The organism is Shewanella sp. ANA-3 (assembly GCF_000203935.1).
Taxonomy (GTDB): domain Bacteria; phylum Pseudomonadota; class Gammaproteobacteria; order Enterobacterales; family Shewanellaceae; genus Shewanella.
The window spans coordinates 4,374,122-4,393,057 of record NC_008577.1; the positions used below are offsets into that span (position 1 = coordinate 4,374,122).

Below are 18,936 nucleotides of genomic sequence, written 5' to 3' on the forward strand. Positions count from 1 at the left end.
TAAAATTGGCAACTCACTCATTTTTAAACAACTTAAATTCGCTGTGAGTCTATTTCATCTTAATCTGTTGAAGGCTTAATCTGTTCAAGGCTTGATCTGTTCAAGGCTTAAGGTTCGGTGCAGTAAAGCGATTATGTTGCGCCACGGGCATTTTACTGCGGATGCTGTGCACCTCGGCCACATCGATATCGGCATGCACCCAACCTATACCGGTTTTCTGCTCGGCAATCACCTCGCCCCAAGGGCTTATCACCATGCTCTGTCCCCAGGTCTCGCGACTGCCTTCGTTATGGGCGCCCCATTGGGCGGCGGCCAAAATAAAGCATTGGGTTTCAATGGCTCTGGCCTGTAATAACACCTGCCAATGGGCTTCTCCGGTGACCTTAGTAAAGGCCGAAGGCACGGTAATAACCTCGGCTCCCGCGAGGCGTAGCGCCCTGAATAAATCCGGAAAGCGTAAATCATAACAGATGGTCAAGCCAATTTTGCCAAAAGGGGTGTCGATGACGCTTATATGATTGCCGGGGCAAAAGGTTTCACTCTCGCGGTATTGCTTAGTGCCGTCGGCGACATCCACGTCAAACAGATGCAGTTTATCGTATTGCCCTAAGGTATCACCTTTATCATCAAACAGATAACAACGGCTGTAGACACGTCCATCCTCCGCCAGCGCGGGGATGGTTCCCGCCACCATATACACGCAGTAACGGGCGGCTAAGGCACTTAAGGCGGATTTTAACGGGCTAAGATGACTGTCGCCCGCATAGGCGAGTTGTTGACTCTCATGGCCACCAAACAGCAGACTGCATTCTGGCAGCACCACTAAATGCGGGGCATCTTTATCCCATTGCAGGCGCTCACGGGTTAATTCTTCAAGCTGCGATTCGATAAACAACAGATTCGCGCTGACGTCGCGACTGCTCTGACATTGCAACAGGCTGATGCGCATGACTATCTCCTTGAATTGTGTTTATCGACAATACCACCTTGGTGCTCAAAGGCTTAGGCTGTTCAGGTTCGACTTGGGGCGGCTCAGCAGGCTCTACCTTGGGGAGCGTTGGCGCTTGGGGCGATGCCTCTTCCTCGACTGCTTTTACTGGTTCCACTTTAGGTTTATCAGCATCTGGCGCAGGCTGCTCATTGTTTTTTTCAGGCTCGACGGTCGGCGTAGCCTCTATCTTAGTCGGGGCGCCATTCTTGACGGGCACTGCATCGGCCTTAGGCTCAGCGCCCTCGGTTGGCGCAGGCAATTCGCCCCCCACCATAGGCAGAATCGACTCGGGGATCTCAATCTCTTTGCTCTTACGCTCGAGCTCTTCCACCACAGGATCGGACATAGTGCCAGTCACTCGGAAGCGGATTTCCGAAATCACCTCAATCACAGGTTCGAGCACTTTGGTCAGCGCAAACGCGCCAAGCCCCAGCGTCCACGCACTGGTACTGAGCAGCACCACGGTCGGCACACTCGATGCCAGCTGCGGCACAAAACGGATATCGTAATTTAAGCTTTCGCTGGTAAGGTCCGTATAGCCGCGCACCTTCATATTGCCTGCAATCGCATCCATTTCGGTATCCGTGGTTTTAACCACGCCATTATCGATTTGCAGAGTGCCGCTAAAAGAATTGAAGTACATGCCTTGGCCGAACACGTCACTGAAATCTAATGATAACTTACGTACTAAGGAGTCGAGGCTGAACAGGGAGAATATCCGCGCCCCCTTATCGCTCACTTGGGATAAATGCCCCTTACCCAGCTCAAACTTCACTTTGCCGTTTAAGGTATTGAGGGAGAAAGCATAGGGTGCACCTTGCCACTTAAGCTCGGCATTCATCTTCAAAGGCGCCTCATTCACACCAGGGTCTATGCCTAATTGCTGACTCAAATAATTGAACTGACTGGCGTTTAAACTCACCGTTAATTCTGTTTGGTTTTGAGCATTCTGCTGTTGCCAAATGCCATTGCCCTGTAAGGACACCTCTGGCGTCGTTAACAATAGGGTCTGAATGCGATAGCCTAAAGGTTGCGGGCTCGCCTGTAAGACCAACTTGCCGAAGGCTTTGTCGAAAAAGCGAAAATCTTCCACATTCACGGCAACCGGCGGTAAATTAGTGAGCACCTGATCCGCGGCGAAATCCGCTTCCCCTTCGGGTTTCACTTCGGGGGAGAAATAAAACTTACTGGCGTTAACTTTTAATCCTTGGGTCATCCAATTGGGATAAAAATCGACCCAGCCTTCAAACTCGCTGGCCTTGGCATCGAAGCGCCAGCCATGTTCGTTAGGCTTAGCGCTCAATCTAAGCTCAGTCAGTCCTTGGCCTAATAAATCAAACTTGCCGATATTGGCATCGATCCCAACCACCGAGGGGAACAAGGCCGAGTGGCTCGTCTCTTCGACTAAAATACCGGTACGGGTGGGCTTGTTGTCTGTGCCGACAAAGGCATTAATTACAGGCAGCCAATTGGCGAGCTTGCCGCTGGTCACATCAATCTTGATATGCCCAAGCTCAGTATTAGGCACCTCGGCCGCATCGAAGAGTCGACCCAGTAACAAGTCAAAATAGCTGAATTGAGTGCCCTTTTCGGCCTCGAAGCCACCAATAAACTCGGCCTGTTTATCCAGTTTTACCCTTAGGGTTGCCGTTTGCTGATCGCCAGAAAACTCCGCAATTAAGGGTCTAGGTTCATCTTCGGGTTTGGCAAAGGCGCCCGGTAATTTCAAGGTGGCGCCAACCAGATCTGAACCCACATTGGCTTGAATTTGATAGCCTTTATCGTCGAACACCATATTCAAGTTACCACCCCAAGCGAATTTACCTTGGTAAAAATCACTCAAGGGATTTTGCAACTCTTGTGGTAAACGGCTGAGATCCCAGCGGCTCTTCATATCCACATTGAGCGCAAAATCTTTGCCCTCGGGTTTAGTGGCAAAACTAAACTCGAAGGGCTGCTCAAATAAGCGGGATTTAATGCCTTTGCCTTCAACAATCTCATTTGCAAACTGCACTGTGCCCGTCACGGCCTTGAGCTGTAAACCAGGTTGGGCAATAAAGACGGGGGTGTTATCAAAGGCAATTTGACCACGAATATCCTCGGCCTCACCCTCGTATAAGGGGATACTGATATCTAAATTTCCGGTCACCGCGCCCTGCACTTGCACAACGCTTAAGGTCTTGCCCACTGTATCGGCGAGCGGTGATGCCTGCAGCACCTTGGTGGCGTCGCTACCATTGGTGGCGAGATCGGCCTGAATTTTTAACAGCGAATGCTCGCCTAATTCGGGGATAAATACATGGGCGCCATCGGCCACCACATTCATCAATTTGCCTTGGTTAACCCAGATATCCATGCGGGCATTTTCAAATAAGGCATCGAGGGAAAGCTCAGTCACCGCGGGCCAATCCGGTTGGAATTGGTACTCGGCGTTATCTAAGGTAAAGGCCGCTTGGAAGACTCCGCTATTATCCTCAAAGGGAAAATGCCCTAGGGCGCCCTGCCATAACACCTGTGCATTTTGGCTCTGACCCGCCTTGATAGCGCCATCCAAATACTCCACCAGCGCCTCGCCCATGGCTTTGACTGGGAAGTATCTATCCGCATTAGCGGCATTTTTAACGGCCACATTGGCGGCAAGTGACATGCTGGCTTCGGCGCTAAAATCCAGTTTTAGGGCGGCAGACACGCCAATATCGTCGTTTTCGAGCTGAACCTCAGGCACAGATAAGGTCGCCCTGTGAGTATCAAAGGCGCCGGTTAACTCAGCGCCATGCAGCACTAAAGGCGCTGAAAACTGATCGCCAAAATCGAGGGTATAGGTCTGCTCTGGCAGCGAAAATACTAAGCTGTCATTCTGCCACTGCAATGCTAAATCTAAAGGATTGGTGTTAGGTATGCCTTCAACTTTCTGCCAATGTAATTGCTTGATATGCGTACTGGCGAGCAAGGGCTGCTTAGCGCTTTGATAGAAACGGATCGGCCCGACACTGCCTTCGGGCGCGAGATAGAACCATTGCTCAAGTACGGCTAAATCGACACCCGGAAATAATGGCAAGAGTGGAAATAAGGTTGGTAAATCCAAGCGGCTCACATAGGCATAAAAGGCATCATCTTGCTGCTTGGCCGCGAGCTTAAGATCGGGCCAATGTTCACCGTTAGTAACAAAGTTAAGATCGGTGCTGCTGATTTCCCAGCCCGTGTCCTTGGGAACCCAACTAATACTGCCGGACTGGATTTCAAACTTTTGCGGTGCATCTTCCATCGACCACTGCAACCAACTGGGTTCAAACTGCACCTGTCCAGCGCTTAAACTGCGGTGGGCAAAATCAAACCACGCCTTAAGATTGACTACCCCTTCTAAGGGTAACTTTTGGCTAGGATCATAGGGATTAGGTTGGCGTGATGCCCATTCCCCTAAATCTAAGGACTGAGCGGCCAGATAGATTTGACCTTTCAGGGTATCTGGCGCAGTCGCGTCGCCCTGAATATCGAGCTGCAAACTGAGGGACTCATTTACCGAAGCATTGTTATCGAGGTAAATTTCCCCTGCACCACGGTGGCGCTCGCCACTATTACGCCAGTTAAGGTGGCGAATATGGATGGGTCGATATTCATGCTGCAAGCTCAACAGTTGCACCGAGGCATCCGTCAGCGAGAAACGTTCGAGCTGCTTTAACAGTAGCTTATACAGCCAATCGGTTTGCGCCGTTTGATTGGCCGCGCCCGGCGCCATATTACCCGATAATTTATCGATATCGAGGGCAATATGAACGCCATCGAAATTCACATCTTCGATGCGCGGGCTGGTCGTTAGCAGCGATTGCCAAAAATCCAATTTAATTTGGACGTTCTTGACCAGCACGGTAACGGGGAGTTTTTCCTGCAGTGGGATCACCAGATTATCGACCGTCACGGCTGGGCCAAAGGCCTGCCACTGGGCGGATAACTCACCGACCTGCACATCAATTTGATATTCGCTTTTTACATACTCAACTAACTGCTGACGCACACCGTCGACTTGAGGCAATAAGCCGCGGATCAAGCTTACCGTCAGGGCAAACAAGACTAAGATCAGCGCCAGTAATTGCCAGCAAAAACGGCTGAGTTTTTTCGCAGTAAAAAGCGTTGCCACTACATCATCACCACGTCGTATTTGTGCTGGGAATACATGGGCTCATTTTGCAGGCGAATGCGTTTACCTATGTAGACCTCAAGCTCGGCGACCAGATGACTTTCATCGCCACTTAGACTGTTATACACAGCGGGCGAGCAGTAAAGCAAAAACTCATCGGCATCATAGGCTCGATTCAAGCGAATGATTTCACGGAAGATTTCGTAGGAAACCGTTTCAACCGTCTTCATGCTGCCCGTACTCTGACAGGCAGGGCATTCGCCGCACAGCACGTGCTCCAAGCTTTCGCGGGTGCGCTTACGGGTCATTTCAACCAAGCCAAGACCTGAGAAGCCACTGACATTCGTCTTGACTCTGTCCTTGGCGAGCGCGCTATTTAAGCTATTGAGCACCCGCGTTTTATGCTCGTCGCTCAGCATATCGATAAAGTCGATAATGATGATGCCGCCGAGATTACGTAGCCGCAATTGCCGCGCAATCGCTTGGGTAGCTTCGAGGTTAGTGTTGAAGATGGTTTCTTCAAGATTACGGTGGCCAACAAAAGCACCGGTGTTGATATCGACCGTGGTCATAGCCTCGGTCTGATCGATAATCAGATAGCCACCCGATTTGAGTTCGACCTTGCGACCCAGGGCGCGCTGGATTTCATTCTCCACATCGTAGAGATCGAAAATCGGTGCAGGACCGGAATAGTGCTCAATCTTGTCGGCGATTTCCGGCATAAACTCTTGGGCGAAGGCTTGCAGCTCGGCAAAGGTGCGGCGCGAATCGACTTGAATTCTATCTAATTCGGTTCCGACAAAGTCGCGCACAATGCGCACTGGCAGGGCGAGGTCTTGATACAAGAGTGCCACGCCACGGCGCTGACGCCGCTCGGAGACCTTAGACCACACCCGACGCAGGAAGGCCGCATCCTGAGCAAGCTCATCTTCACCCACGCCTTCGGCGGCGGTGCGAATAATAAAGCCGCCGTCTTCATCGACGAAAGGCAGAGTGATTTTCTTAAGGCGACTGCGCTCTTCTTCCTGCTCAATCCGCTGAGATACCCCAACATGGCTTGAGCCTGGCATAAACACCAGATAACGGGAAGGCAGAGTGATATCTGTGGTTAGGCGCGCACCTTTAGTGCCGAGCGGATCTTTTACCACCTGCACCATAATATCTTGCCCTTGGCGAACCAACTCGGCGATATCACGGACCACAAAATGGCCTTTTTCCACATCGGCCACGCATTCGGTGTGCGGCACTATGTCGGAGGCATGTAAAAACGCGGCTTTATCTAAGCCAATATCCACAAAAGCGGCTTGCATGCCGGGCAACACACGGCTGATTTTGCCCTTGTAAATATTGCCCACCAGACCGCGCTTCATGCGCCTCTCGATATGGACTTCTTGCAGCACGCCATGCTCAACCAGAGCCACACGTGCCTCAGATGGGGTTACGTTAATCAGTAATTCTGAACCCATCTTGCGCTGAACTTTATTCGGATTTAAGCGACCGGTATTCACGACTCACCCCATTAGGGAAATTAAATTAATCTCAGTATGTTTTAAGCCTGAAAACCAATATCACAGATGTTTGTCTTGCGGATACTCAACTAAGGCCTAGTATTGCTCCCGTTAGCGAGCCGCTCAATCCTCCGATTAGCGTATTCCCGCCTCGGATAACAGCTCACGGGTCTCCACTAAGGGCAAGCCCACGACGCAGGAGTAACTCCCTTCAATAGATTTGACAAAACAACCGCCCAAACCTTGGATCCCATAACTGCCCGCCTTATCCATCGGCTCCTTTGAGGCAACGTAGGCATCAATATCCGCGTCCGACAGCACGCAAAAACGCACTAAGGTTTCGACCAAACGCACTGAGGTATGGTCAGCCTTGGCTAAGGCGACTGCTGTCATCACAGTGTGCGCCTTACCCGAAAGTGCGCGTAGCACCCGCTTGGCATCGGCCTCATCAACAGGCTTACCTAATATTTCGTTTTCAAGCACCACGATAGTATCAGAACCTAATACAGCAGGCTGTGACATGCCTGAGCATAATGCAAGCCCTGCCTGTGCTTTTTCGGCCGCGAGGCGCTGTACATAGTCGCGTGGTAACTCAGCTGCCCTCGGGGTTTCGTCGATATCCGGCGCCACTTGAGTAAAACGAAACTCAGCGCGGCCCAAACCAATATGAGTCAATAACTCTTTACGGCGCGGCGAGGTTGAGGCTAAGACTAAATTCACGACTAACGCACCTTATAATGACGTCGAATTCGACGCAAAATCCAAAAAATCCACGGCCAAAACACTAGGCCCGATAACGCGGGTAAAAACAGATCCGTATGGAACTTAGCGCCATCCATCACAAACTCGACCCAATAGATAATCAGGTGATAGATAACGATCAGCACCATCACCACCAGCGCCTGTTGCCACTTAGGGAAGTTACGCAAACGTTGGCAGTGCAAAATCGCCATATAAATCACTAATGACATGGCGAGCGAGCGCACACCTAAGGTGGCGCCAAGCAGAATATCGAGGGCCAATCCCATCAGCCAAGCCGTGAGAATGTTATATCTGTGGGGCAACGCAATCGACCAGTAGATCAGGATCATCAATAACCAGTCAGGGCGCCAAGCTTCGACAATCGAAGGCAGCGGCATAATCTGACTTAACAGCCCGACAAATAGGGTCAGCCATACTACGAGTCTGCCATTTGCAGCTTGTAAACTCATTAGTGCACCTCGGCTGGCGGTTGAGTGGTGGCAGCGTTCGATGCACCATTGGCATTGCTTGGCGCCGCAGCGGCGTTCGGCGCTGTCGTATTAGGTACAGTGCTATTAGGTACTGCGTTACTAGGCACGGTCGCATTAGCAGCAGCGCCTTGAGGATTCGCATTGCCATTGCCGGCATCTGGTTTAGCTTCTTCCGCAGGATGATCCGCAGCTGGCACAGGAATTTGATTCGGCAAAGTCACGCCAGAATCTGGGGATGGCCAAATCAACAGCAGATAACGAATCCTATCGAGCGCCGCTAATGGCTGAGCCGTGACACGCGCATAGCTCTGACCGTCTTCGGTTAAGACTTCCATGACCCGCGCCACCGGATAACCTTCTGGGAAGCGATTACCAAGGCCTGAGGTTACCAATAAATCGCCCACGCGAATATCGGTACTCTTGGCCACATGTCGCAGTTCAATCTCATCGAGCTCACCAGTACCATTAGCCACTAAACGCACATCGTTACGGGTAATTCGCACGGGTAAACCGTGGGACACATCGGAGAGCAAGAGCACGCGGCTGGTCATCTCGCTGACCTGCACAACCTGGCCGACAACGCCCTGGGCATCCACTACGGGTTGACCAACAAATACCCCACTGCGCGAGCCGTGGTTAAGCACTACATAATGGTGGGAAGGATCGCTAGCCACCTCCATCACTTCAGCCACCATCTTGCGGGAATCCTGATAGGCAGGCGACCCCAACAGAGCGCGTAAACGCTCGTTTTCCTGACGCAGATGCTCGAAGCGCTGCAGACGCTCACTCATTAATAATTGTTGCCTTAACAGCTCTTTATTTTGCAACGCCAGCATATTGCGGGTAGCAAAACTCTCCGATGACCAATCGAGGATCGCACTGGGCACACTCGCAAGGTATTGGATGGGGCTTAAGGCGGATGAAAGGGATTCACGGGCAGGATCGAGACGGTGATTTGCGGCGAGCAAAATCACCGACAGGATAATTGCCAGTGTTAAACGGAACTGGTTCGAAATACCACGAACAAAAATAGGCTTCATAGGAAAGCTAAGGCGGTGATTAACCGCCCCATACCGAAGTTAGATTAGGTTTCTTCGGAGAACAGATCGCCGCCGTGCATATCAATCATTTCAAGGGCTTTACCACCACCACGCGCTACGCAGGTCAGAGGATCATCCGCCACCATGACTGGAATTCCAGTTTCTTGCATCAATAAACGGTCTAAATCACGCAGTAAGGCACCACCACCGGTTAATACCATGCCGCGCTCAGAGATATCAGACGCTAATTCTGGTGGCGATTGCTCTAATGCCACCATGACGGCACTCACAATGCCAGACAATGGCTCTTGCAGTGCTTCTAAAATTTCGTTGCTGTTCAGCGTGAAGCTGCGAGGTACACCTTCGGCCAAGTTACGACCACGGACCTCAATCTCTAATACTTCATCACCTGGGTAAGCAGTACCGATAGTGTGCTTGATGCGCTCAGCCGTTGCTTCACCAATCAAGCTGCCGTAGTTACGACGCACATAGTTGATGATGGCATCATCAAACTTGTCACCACCGATACGTACAGAAGAGGAATACACCACACCGTTCAAGGAGATAATTGCCACTTCAGTGGTACCACCACCGATGTCCACAACCATAGAACCTGTGGCTTCAGATACAGGTAAACCCGCACCAATTGCTGCGGCCATTGGCTCTTCAATCAAATAAACTTCACGGGCACCTGCGCCCATGGCTGACTCGCGAATCGCGCGGCGTTCAACTTGGGTTGCGCCAACAGGAACACAGACTAAAACGCGTGGGCTTGGACGAAAGAAGCTGTTGTTATGCACTTGTTTAATAAAGTGCTGCAACATTTTCTCCGTCACATAAAAGTCGGCAATCACACCATCTTTCATCGGACGGATTGCTTGGATATTGCCTGGGGTACGGCCTAACATTTGTTTGGCTTCTGTACCGACAGCGGCAACAGACTTCTGACCAGAACTACTACGCTCACCACGTATAGCAACAACAGAAGGCTCATTGAGGACTATGCCTTCATCACGAACATAAATTAAGGTGTTAGCTGTACCCAAATCGATCGATAGATCATTAGAAAAAATGCCACGCAGCTTCTTGAACATGTAACTAGCCTGTATTCTGTGGAGTCAGAAGAAAAGAAAAATCAGCTAACTTTATCAATGCCACCCTGATTCCACAAGACCGTTGAGGTTAACAATCGCTAATGGAGTGATTTTTTTTCAAATGTGCCGCTCAAAAACACTATTTAATCGAAAAAAGCGCTTTATCGGTGAAAAATCCAACAGTTAAAAACCACTCTCAATACAAGTTTGCAACATTAGTAAAACCTGTTACTTGCATTTTTGCCCTCGAGTGCTGCGTCACAACCGAGTGAGTAAAATAAGTCAGCAGCGATAAATCACCACTGACTCATTCCAATTCAGCAAAATCAAACTGAAAACTGCCTTAATTGACTTCTCGCCAGTAGATGATTCTGTCATGGCCACGGTAACGACCAAAAAATGCACTCGCACGGGGATCGGATAAGCTGGTTGGGGAGACCCCATTCCAGTTCCAATACCATTCTAACCAGGTCGGTACATCTAAAGGCGCGGTCACTTGGCCGCGATATAAATTGCCACTCGAGGTGAGCGCTCGCCACAGCAAATCAAATTGTCCCGCTTGAAAAGCCGATGAAGCGCCCGAGCGATTAATGCTCTGCCCTGTGGTCAAATCCGGGTCAAAGTTATAGCCTAAGGCTGCATTATCCACCTGCGACGCAAGGCCGTAGGTAGCAATCGTACAGCTATCATCGCCATTTAATACCCAATTAGCCCCATTCGAATATTCGGCTCGGGTCGGCATCCTGAGGATTTCAGTCTCTGGACCATAGGTGTTGTCCATCACCACCCGACCATGGCGTAGGATCTGCGTGGTGATTTTCTTGGCATTGCAATTAGTGCAATTACCCGTGGTTGCCGCATCCATATCAGGCGATGCCACATAGCTAAAAAGTCCATTTGGACGAGGATCGTTATCCATCAACTGCACACCAATATCGAGCAGCTCGAAGGGACCGTCTTGATACAGATTCGTCGCCACATTCGGGGTTACTCGGCTCAAGTTAGCGCGGTAAGCGCCATCGACCGTCGCCACACCTTGAACCCAACTCGCCGCGTTGACGGGCAAGGCACTTAAGCGACTCTGCAAGTCGATACCATTGTTATTGTTTTCGCCCACCAATTTCGCGGTCGCGAGGGAGAATGGTGGGAAATAGTTTTGCGTCACCGCGCCGCCGATATTTAAGGCTGTGAGGCTCATCGACATCGGAAAGGGTTGATCCATATAGCTGAAACTGCCGCAGGCGGGTAAGACGGAAATATCGCCCACTAAGAATCTATCGGGTACAAAACGGCCAATATTGGCTGAATAGCCAATCGGAATATTTAAGCTGCTGGCCGCCCCGAGATAATTAGGGCTCGCCTGCGCCGCGATTTGAAATACCCCCACTTCGCTAATCGTCTGATTCGTGATGCTATTAAGGTTATTGGCTTGGATAGTATGACTATAGGATGCCACACCTAATGCGCCATCATGGCCGCCGCTAGCCATGTTTGGCGCCACGACCTTACTGGTTAGTGTCATGGCTTGGTCGCTAAAGTTAGGCGTAGATACGTTACCCGAACAAAAGTCCGTATCGCCGTCCTTTTCCCAGGCCATAGCTTGGACCGTCATACCGAAATTCTGCCCCGCTTTACGGTAGGCATTACAGCTCATATCCGCACTCGAGCAACTGGCGCTGGCGTCCACGGGTTTGACGCACAAACCCGCAGGCACACTGACAAATTGGTCCGAGCCTGTCATCACCAGTCCTTGCTCGTTGCCACTGCCGATATATTGGGCGTCAAGTTGTAATTTGCCTGCATCGGGGTAATTGACCGACACTTTTGCCTGCCCATTAACATCAAAGCCTAGGCTCAATACAGTAGGTGTGGCGCTAGCAGTACTGATTGCTGTGTTATTAACAGTGACAGCCTTAGGTGTGATTGGCGCACTTGGCTCCACATACTGACTCCAGAAATTCAATATCTTGGTCTGGTCCTGAAAGCTTGGAACACACTGCTTTGTCACATCGGATTTTTTCACCGCTTTGACTAGCACCTCAACGGGCTTATTAGCCAATTTATCAGGCACATCGAAGACAAAACCACTGTCGGCGAAAGTAAGTGAACAGTTATTCTCACTCATGCCCCCATTCCCGATACGGCATAGGGTTTTACTTAAAGGTTTGGTTGTCGGGCTCGAACCCTTCACACCCAAGGTCACAACGCCAGGGGTGTTACGTCTTAGCTGCAACTGAGTGCTGCCATTGCTAAAGCTCACCTGCTTGCCGCCAATCCATATGCCTTCGGAGGCGGATTCGGGTAACAAGGTCGCCGCTAAAGGATCGGTAAAAAGCTGACTACAACTGGCGTTGGCGCAGGCTCGAATCGTCACAGTTTCGGGGTTACAGGTCAATCCCTGCCCCGTATGGTCAAACTCAAAATGATCGATTTGCGCGCCAATCGGATTCGACTTTAAGGCACAAATTTGAACATTATCAATTTCATGATTGTTATTCGAGCCACCGGTTGAGCCTGTAAGCGACAACAAGAAGTCAGTGGGTATCGCCGCTTGCCCTTGTTCATCGATGGCATCAAAGGCAGGGATTAAGGTGACAAATCCAGAACCCGTATTACGCTCAACCTTCACTATCGACTTACCGGATACCTGCGAGTCGATAGTGATTTTATAGCGGTGCGCAGGCGAGACATTATTGCCATCGACCGTGGGTGATAAACAGTTGCCACTGGTATTACTTTTGCCGTCATTACAGGTGCCCCGCAAATAATTATACCCTGATGTGCCTGCCCCTGAGCCACGTACAACAACCGACTGACGACGTTGCCCTGAAAGATTAACCCTTCCACCTTCCCCGGAGAAGTTACCAAATTCATCGATCCCGATACCTAACCAACCGCCAGCAAAACCGCTAATACCGGGTTTATAGCCATAGCCTAAAGGCCCACCAAAGGCGCCGGGCTGTGGCGTGATGGCAGCATCTGATAACACAAGCGCGATACCGTCAGCACCATTGCCACCATAGGCATAGTGATCGAATTGGATCTCGACTAAGTTATTCGCTGCGGGGAATAATCTTTGATAGGTCGAGGCCGTGGATTGATTGGATTTTGCCTCGGTTAAGCGCATACGACCACTGACAATGGCAGGAGTAAAAGTACCGCTACTACGAGAGACTACCCAGTCGTTACTTAAGGCACTCAGGGAGAAGTTATCGTTAAAGCACTGTAAAACGGGCGCAGGATTACAATTTGGAACAACATCAATCTTTGCAGCATTATCATCAAATTTAATACTACTGTTGCCACCTAAACTTATATTTCTTGCAGTAATAGCTCCTTCCAAATAAGAACTACCGTCTAGCACCGCATTCCCTTCTGCTACAACATAAGATTTAAGAGATGCCTCTCCATTGAGAGTGAAATTTGAATAGCTATAAATGAGAAATTTTTCAGCCTGGCCAATGGTGTTTAAGTTGTAATGTCTATAGTTATTCTTAATAAAAAATGACACAGTACCAGTTGATGGAAAGACCAGAGTTACACCGTCATTAATAGATAAAGTTTCAATCCAATATTGCCCTGCAGCAAGCTCAATACGGCCTGAGGTAGCCTTAAGCGATTTCATCTTATACACGCCATTATTGCTAACAAACCGGATTGTCTTATCTGAACCTCCATCAAGAACAATATTATTGTATTCACCTTCAATTACATTAATTTGCTTATTATCCCACGTGGGGGGACCAATGTTGACTGTGCCTGAAGAAGTACACTGAGAAAAATCAATACGATTAGAAGGTAAACTGGCAATATAATCTCCATCTTGACACCAACGATATGAATTATTAGACGTAACACATAGTGTTGCTAAGCTATTCCCCTTTTGAATAAAATTATAAGTTGGCAAATAGCTATACCAGATAAGTGCATTATTGGGTGCATTATATAAATAAGAGCTATTAAAGGTAATTGAACCATTTCTATCGTAATTATTAACACCTTCAATAAAGGTTTTACTCCAATCAGCTTTTGCCAAAGGGGATGAGCATACGATGATTAAGAGTGAAAGGATTAATCGAAATTTAACCATTACGTAGCTCAACACCACTTTTGATAGCTTAGTTCCCACGGGCTTCTACCTCGACTTGACGGCTCACACGAGTATCACCACTCTCACATACCGCTTGGCTCTTAATGTGGTACTGGAAGACAGCCCCCACAAAATACCGCGTACATTGCAAAGTCACGCTACAGGCATGAAACCCCACCACATTGGGCGGCGTCCAAGAGCTTGCAACACTAGTACATGTCGCCGTCGCATTGGCGGGGGCATTTAATGGAAATAATTGCGCCAGTGCCGCATCAGCACCGCTGTTCGCCGCCGCTAAGGCGCGAGTTCCCCACACTTCTTGAGTTAATCCGGTATCGGCATCTTCCACTATATTGATTAAGGCGGCGGCCAATAAAAACATCACGGTAATGACAAAAATACCTATGATTAAGGCGCTGCCACCTTCGCGGTGAGCCGAACACTGACGATATGCTGAGCGCGATAGGCTAAATAAGTTAGGGGACATTAATCACCTGCACTTGATGTCGATATTGAAATGTCTCGCCGTTGACATTAAATCGCGGTTGTAAATGCACCATAGCATTATTGACTAAACTCGATGGCGTTAATATCAGCGGTAAATCGGCACTGTCGTTCAATGCATTGGCCACATTCTGCGCCATTAACACCCCAGCGCTCATGCTGCTAGGCGTGGGTTGGCTAACATTCAGCCCATAACCAGTATAACGCTTTAGGATTAACTCATTGCTGGATGACGATTTTTCAAAACAGTAACTCACAGGGCTCGAACCAAAATAGATCCGCTGCCGCGGTGATGCTTCGGCAAAGCGTGTTGATGCCATAAAGGTAAGAGTGACTTGATTAGCCGGATTAGGCGGCTCACCTAGGGGGGTAAAGGTCTTAATCTGTGCCCGTTTTTGTCTGGCGCTGTTATAGACATCGTTATCAGTCAAAGGATAAATCCAAATATATTGGTTGTCCTTAATGTTATCGGTCGCATTGAGAATTACTGTTCCCGTTAGGGCTGCGGCACTCGGCACAATCGGCATAGCTAAATAGGTGGTACTCGCCTCAATAGGGACAAATTCAACGCACTGATAGGTCAAGCCATTACCATTGAGCCGCACACTGTTAGGCACGGCGCTGCGCAGCTCACGGGTCATACGCTCGATGGCGAAACGACTCTGGCTTAGCACTTGATCAACCGAGCTTGACTCCACAAAAATCCGCGTGCCGAAAAAAATAAAGCTACTTACACCCACCACCAGAATGCCTAAGATAAGGATCACAGTGACCATTTCGACCAAGGTAAATCCCCGTGAGGAGCGCGCTATGCGCTTTGCGGATAAAGCGCCCATTAGTAATTGCTCCTCACCAGATTGTAAGTGATCACTTCGTTATCTGGGGTAGTCACATTAATGGTCACTAACTTGGTATTGGGTGCAGAACCATAGGCCACAGAGACACTTAATTGATAGTTAGGGTACGCCTCTACATAAGTTTGGCTGGAATTGAGCATAGTGGCGTTTTGAGTTAAGCCGTGATAATCATCCACATCGTTAAAATCGTTACGCCCTTCGCCCTCATCCGGCCATTTCCACTCCGATGGCCCTAAATTGGTCACACGTGAGCAAGGTGCCCCTAATGGACTCCCGCAAGCAGGCACACCGCCATTGGCATTGGTATTTTGATCATAACGCTTGCCCCAAATCTCATTCATCACCGAGTGGGCAAGTTCGGCACTCTTGACTCGATGCAAGGTCTTGGCAGCGCGATCCGCCTGCGGAAATAACATGCTACTGAGCATCACAATAGCGATGGCAATGACTAACATGCCAACCACTAATTCGATTAAGGTAAACCCCTGTTGTTTAGCTTTTGAGGATGCTTTTACTGATGTGCTTATCGAAAACAGCCGAGGATTAATTCGCATAAATATAGCCCTCGCTGGAGATATTAATCGCCACAGTATCATTGGCAATCACATTGATACATGGCCCATTACACGCAAGCGATGCTCGACCATTGATATCAAAATCAAGATAAAAGCTCTTGGCATTGTTACTGATAAGCACTAGCTGCGCGCCACCTTGAAAAGCTTGGCTGGATAAAGGGTTAGGAGACAATGGCGAGCCCGTACAACCAGTGGTATTTCGACTGGCAAACTGACTCACTTGATAACCCGTCGCCGACACGACAACCCGGTAGCATCTATCGGTATTATTCAAGGCTTTTTGCTGAACCTGGCGCAGCTCGGCCATAAATTCATTGCGCAGGCTAAAGGCGCTGTAGGATGACTGGTTAAATAAGCGCGGCAATACCGTCACCGATAGAATCCCAATCAGGATAATAGTGGTCACGAGTTCGACTAAGGTAAACCCAAACTGTCTGCCGCTGGAAAATCTACGCATTGTCCGCTTTGCCGTGATGCTAGGTTCTAGGTTCTAGGTTCTAGGTTCTAGGTTCTAGGTTCTAGGTTCAGTTTCTGCCAACTTGATTCGTAAGGCAAATATTTCGCCTAAATAAAAGAAATAATTAGCAAATTCATTTTATTACAGCCAACACTCCGATTGATTGCTGACCTAAAAAAAAGGCCTGCTAGGCAGGCCTTTTAATGGAAAATTTTCTAACAGCCAGATACAACAGTATTAACAGTGATAGGACCGTATGCATTTAGACCATTCACATATTGAACATAACAAGTTCCAGGATTGTTGGCAGCTTTAGGGCTAACTTGTCCCTGAGGATAGAAATAAATGCTGTCAGTAGCTAACACATATAACCACTCAGTTGTTGTACCACTATCAGCAGCATTAATATCTAATGCGTTCTCAAGAGAGTCTGTCCATACTGGCGTTGCATGGCCGTAGTTAATCAAAACTGTTTTACCGGTTTCAACCGACTTTCCGCACCTGATTTAGGAATAAATTTGCCGATACCGTTCGCCTAACACGTCGAGAATGATCTGCTGGTCCACTGTGAGTCCTGTGACTTGAGGTGGCGCCTCTCCCAACTGGTACTCGTGCACCCCGCCAAAGCGTAAAAAAATCCACCGCGCAGTCGGTTTTTGCGTGGGTTTCTTTTTCATGTCCGCCACACTCCGGTTCTGCTCTACTAAGCCCTGCCGGATCCGGTGCTCCAGCGCCGCATAAATCATCAGGCTACAGGTCATCACCATCAGCAACGCTTCGATACGTTCCGGTTTTTTAAGATATAACGAGGAGGTTAAAAATTCGGGACTTTTCAGAAACCTAAAACCACGCTCGACATTCTGCTGGGCTTTATAGGTAGCCAACAGCTCAGCCATGGTGAGCGTTTCACTGTGATCATTGGTCGCGAGGATGAACACCCCTGTCTGGTTGCGCGCCTCAGCCACCCGCGCCAAGCTACTTGCGGCTAACCCCTTGATGTGAAATTGGTAGTTCACCGGCATTTCACCCTTTTGGGGCCTTCCGCGCCCTGCATAGATAGGTTCACTCACGACTTCTGCTTCTAGTTGCAGCAGATTTAAGCTGACAGCAAAACGGGCTAATTCAGCCTGCGCATCGGTCTCGCAGGCAAAACGCTGGGCACATAATTTGTTGAAGGCTTTCAGTTCACGCGTGCTGTCTTTCAGTAGGTTTTTGGCTAATGTTTGCTGCTCACGGTGGCTGGCCTGTTCGCTGCGCACCAGCAACCAACGCTGCGCGACGTCGGCATAATTGGCGCTTTGCCAACAGCCATGATAGCCATTGCCCAGCGCAACCAGCGACTGGGTGCCAATGGTTGCCACGGCTCGCTTGGCTTCATTGAGGGTGACAGGCACACGAGTCACGAACAACTGTTGCTGTTGTGCCAGTAGTTGCAAGGTGTCGGCGCAATACAGCGCCGCATCGCCGACCAGATAACGACTCTCCTGCGCGGCCTTGAGACTGCTCAAGTGGCGCCGTACCGTCTGGGCAAAGGCCTTGGTATCATTAATATTACCACTCAAGGCTTGCATGTAGATGGGCAGGCCGGCCTGATTTTCACAGATAAGCTCCAGGATAACCTGGTTTAGCTCTGGCCGATGGTCGCGGCTATAGCCCCGTACCAATTGCAACTTACCGAGCTGCTCGCCATCGGCTTGGTCATAGGCGCCATCGACGTGGAAGCTGGTGATATCGAGGTGTACTGCAGTACTTTTGAGCCCCAATCGTTCAACGACCTGCTCCGCCATCACCTGATAAAGCGTGCTGACATCGGCCTCAAAGAGGGCATCAAGGCAGCGGCCGAGCACATCATCATTGAGGTCATCGGCACAGATCCCCGGGCCAATCAGGCGTTCTACAGGCTTGTTGGCAAAGAATTGCGGGAACATGTGCAAGGTCGAACTATGAAAGCCAAGACCGTTCAGTATCATCGCCACCAACGCTTCACCATGTGAGACTTTGTAGGGCGGCGTTTTGGGTAGCACCGCATCAATCATGCGAGCAATGCCGAGTTCTTGGCAAAGTGCAGCGACCAAACCAAGGTGGTCGAGGTTACGGATAGAGATAGCGGGAGCGGCCATGATGAATTACCTGCAAAAGAGAGTAATAGATCAGAATGACCGATCGCCGTCAAGTTTTTTAAATCGAAAATTAGGTGCGGAATGACGGTTTCAACAGTTATTGTCGGAGGTGTTGTAGCCGTAGAAGCCACTGTATTATTGCCCGCAATTAACGATTTTGAGTTAATTAAAGTATCTGCACCTTTAATCGCCGACTCTAATCCTTTCACTGTTGAAGCACGAGCATCCGATTGTAGATTGATAAATTTAGGCGCTGCAGTAACAGCTAAAATACCTAAAATAATAATTACGACCACTAATTCGATTAAGGTAAAACCACTTTGTTTTTTCATT

At 49.4% G+C, this 18,936-nt stretch carries 14 protein-coding genes; all 14 read right to left on the reverse strand.

Features of this window, described 5'->3' with window-relative positions; all coding sequences use genetic code 11:
* Window positions 1-100: 100 nt before the first annotated feature.
* The 14 genes from SHEWANA3_RS19025 to SHEWANA3_RS23935 all read right to left on the reverse strand — a co-directional run bounded on the left by SHEWANA3_RS19025 (window position 101) and on the right by SHEWANA3_RS23935 (window position 18,935).
* Window positions 101-949, reverse strand: a complete 849-nt coding sequence (locus tag SHEWANA3_RS19025) for a carbon-nitrogen hydrolase family protein (protein WP_041412813.1) — start codon at window positions 947-949, stop codon at window positions 101-103.
* Entirely contained in the window at window positions 873-5,126 is a 4,254-nt protein-coding gene (locus SHEWANA3_RS19030) for a YhdP family protein (RefSeq protein ID WP_011718416.1), read from the reverse strand. Before SHEWANA3_RS19030 ends, SHEWANA3_RS19025 begins: the two co-directional genes overlap by 77 nt.
* Entirely contained in the window at window positions 5,126-6,592 is a 1,467-nt protein-coding gene (rng, locus tag SHEWANA3_RS19035) for a ribonuclease G (RefSeq protein WP_049764552.1), read from the reverse strand. Before rng ends, SHEWANA3_RS19030 begins: the two co-directional genes overlap by 1 nt.
* Window positions 6,593-6,769: 177 nt before the next feature.
* Complete coding sequence (locus tag SHEWANA3_RS19040) at window positions 6,770-7,354, reverse strand: nucleoside triphosphate pyrophosphatase (RefSeq protein WP_011718417.1); 585 nt, start codon at window positions 7,352-7,354, stop codon at window positions 6,770-6,772.
* Between the two features lie 2 nt (window positions 7,355-7,356).
* On the reverse strand, window positions 7,357-7,845 hold the full coding sequence (gene mreD, locus SHEWANA3_RS19045; protein ID WP_011718418.1) for a rod shape-determining protein MreD: 489 nt from the start codon (window positions 7,843-7,845) through the stop codon (window positions 7,357-7,359).
* Window positions 7,845-8,906, reverse strand: a complete 1,062-nt coding sequence (mreC, locus tag SHEWANA3_RS19050) for a rod shape-determining protein MreC (RefSeq protein WP_011718419.1) — start codon at window positions 8,904-8,906, stop codon at window positions 7,845-7,847. The genes mreD and mreC overlap by 1 nt, the downstream gene beginning before the upstream one ends.
* 44 nt (window positions 8,907-8,950) lie before the next feature.
* Complete coding sequence (locus SHEWANA3_RS19055) at window positions 8,951-10,000, reverse strand: rod shape-determining protein (protein ID WP_011624203.1); 1,050 nt, start codon at window positions 9,998-10,000, stop codon at window positions 8,951-8,953.
* Window positions 10,001-10,343: 343 nt separating this feature from the next.
* The gene (locus tag SHEWANA3_RS19060) at window positions 10,344-14,090 is read right to left on the reverse strand and encodes a DUF6701 domain-containing protein (RefSeq protein WP_011718420.1); all 3,747 of its coding nucleotides are present in this window, start codon (window positions 14,088-14,090) and stop codon (window positions 10,344-10,346) included.
* A 28-nt stretch (window positions 14,091-14,118) separates the two neighbouring features.
* Entirely contained in the window at window positions 14,119-14,577 is a 459-nt protein-coding gene (locus tag SHEWANA3_RS19065; RefSeq protein WP_011718421.1) for a hypothetical protein, read from the reverse strand.
* Entirely contained in the window at window positions 14,567-15,430 is an 864-nt protein-coding gene (locus tag SHEWANA3_RS19070) for a type II secretion system protein (RefSeq protein ID WP_011718422.1), read from the reverse strand. The genes SHEWANA3_RS19065 and SHEWANA3_RS19070 overlap by 11 nt, the downstream gene beginning before the upstream one ends.
* Window positions 15,430-16,005, reverse strand: coding sequence for a type II secretion system protein (locus SHEWANA3_RS19075; protein ID WP_011718423.1), 576 nt, complete (start codon window positions 16,003-16,005; stop codon window positions 15,430-15,432). The genes SHEWANA3_RS19070 and SHEWANA3_RS19075 overlap by 1 nt, the downstream gene beginning before the upstream one ends.
* Entirely contained in the window at window positions 15,995-16,483 is a 489-nt protein-coding gene (locus tag SHEWANA3_RS19080) for a prepilin-type N-terminal cleavage/methylation domain-containing protein (RefSeq protein ID WP_011718424.1), read from the reverse strand. The genes SHEWANA3_RS19075 and SHEWANA3_RS19080 overlap by 11 nt, the downstream gene beginning before the upstream one ends.
* A 506-nt stretch (window positions 16,484-16,989) precedes the next feature.
* The gene (locus SHEWANA3_RS19085; RefSeq protein ID WP_011715680.1) at window positions 16,990-18,603 is read right to left on the reverse strand and encodes an IS1634-like element ISShes12 family transposase; all 1,614 of its coding nucleotides are present in this window, start codon (window positions 18,601-18,603) and stop codon (window positions 16,990-16,992) included.
* The gene (locus SHEWANA3_RS23935) at window positions 18,516-18,935 is read right to left on the reverse strand and encodes a prepilin-type N-terminal cleavage/methylation domain-containing protein (RefSeq protein WP_279587675.1); all 420 of its coding nucleotides are present in this window, start codon (window positions 18,933-18,935) and stop codon (window positions 18,516-18,518) included. The genes SHEWANA3_RS19085 and SHEWANA3_RS23935 overlap by 88 nt, the downstream gene beginning before the upstream one ends.
* Window position 18,936: the final 1 nt, after the last annotated feature.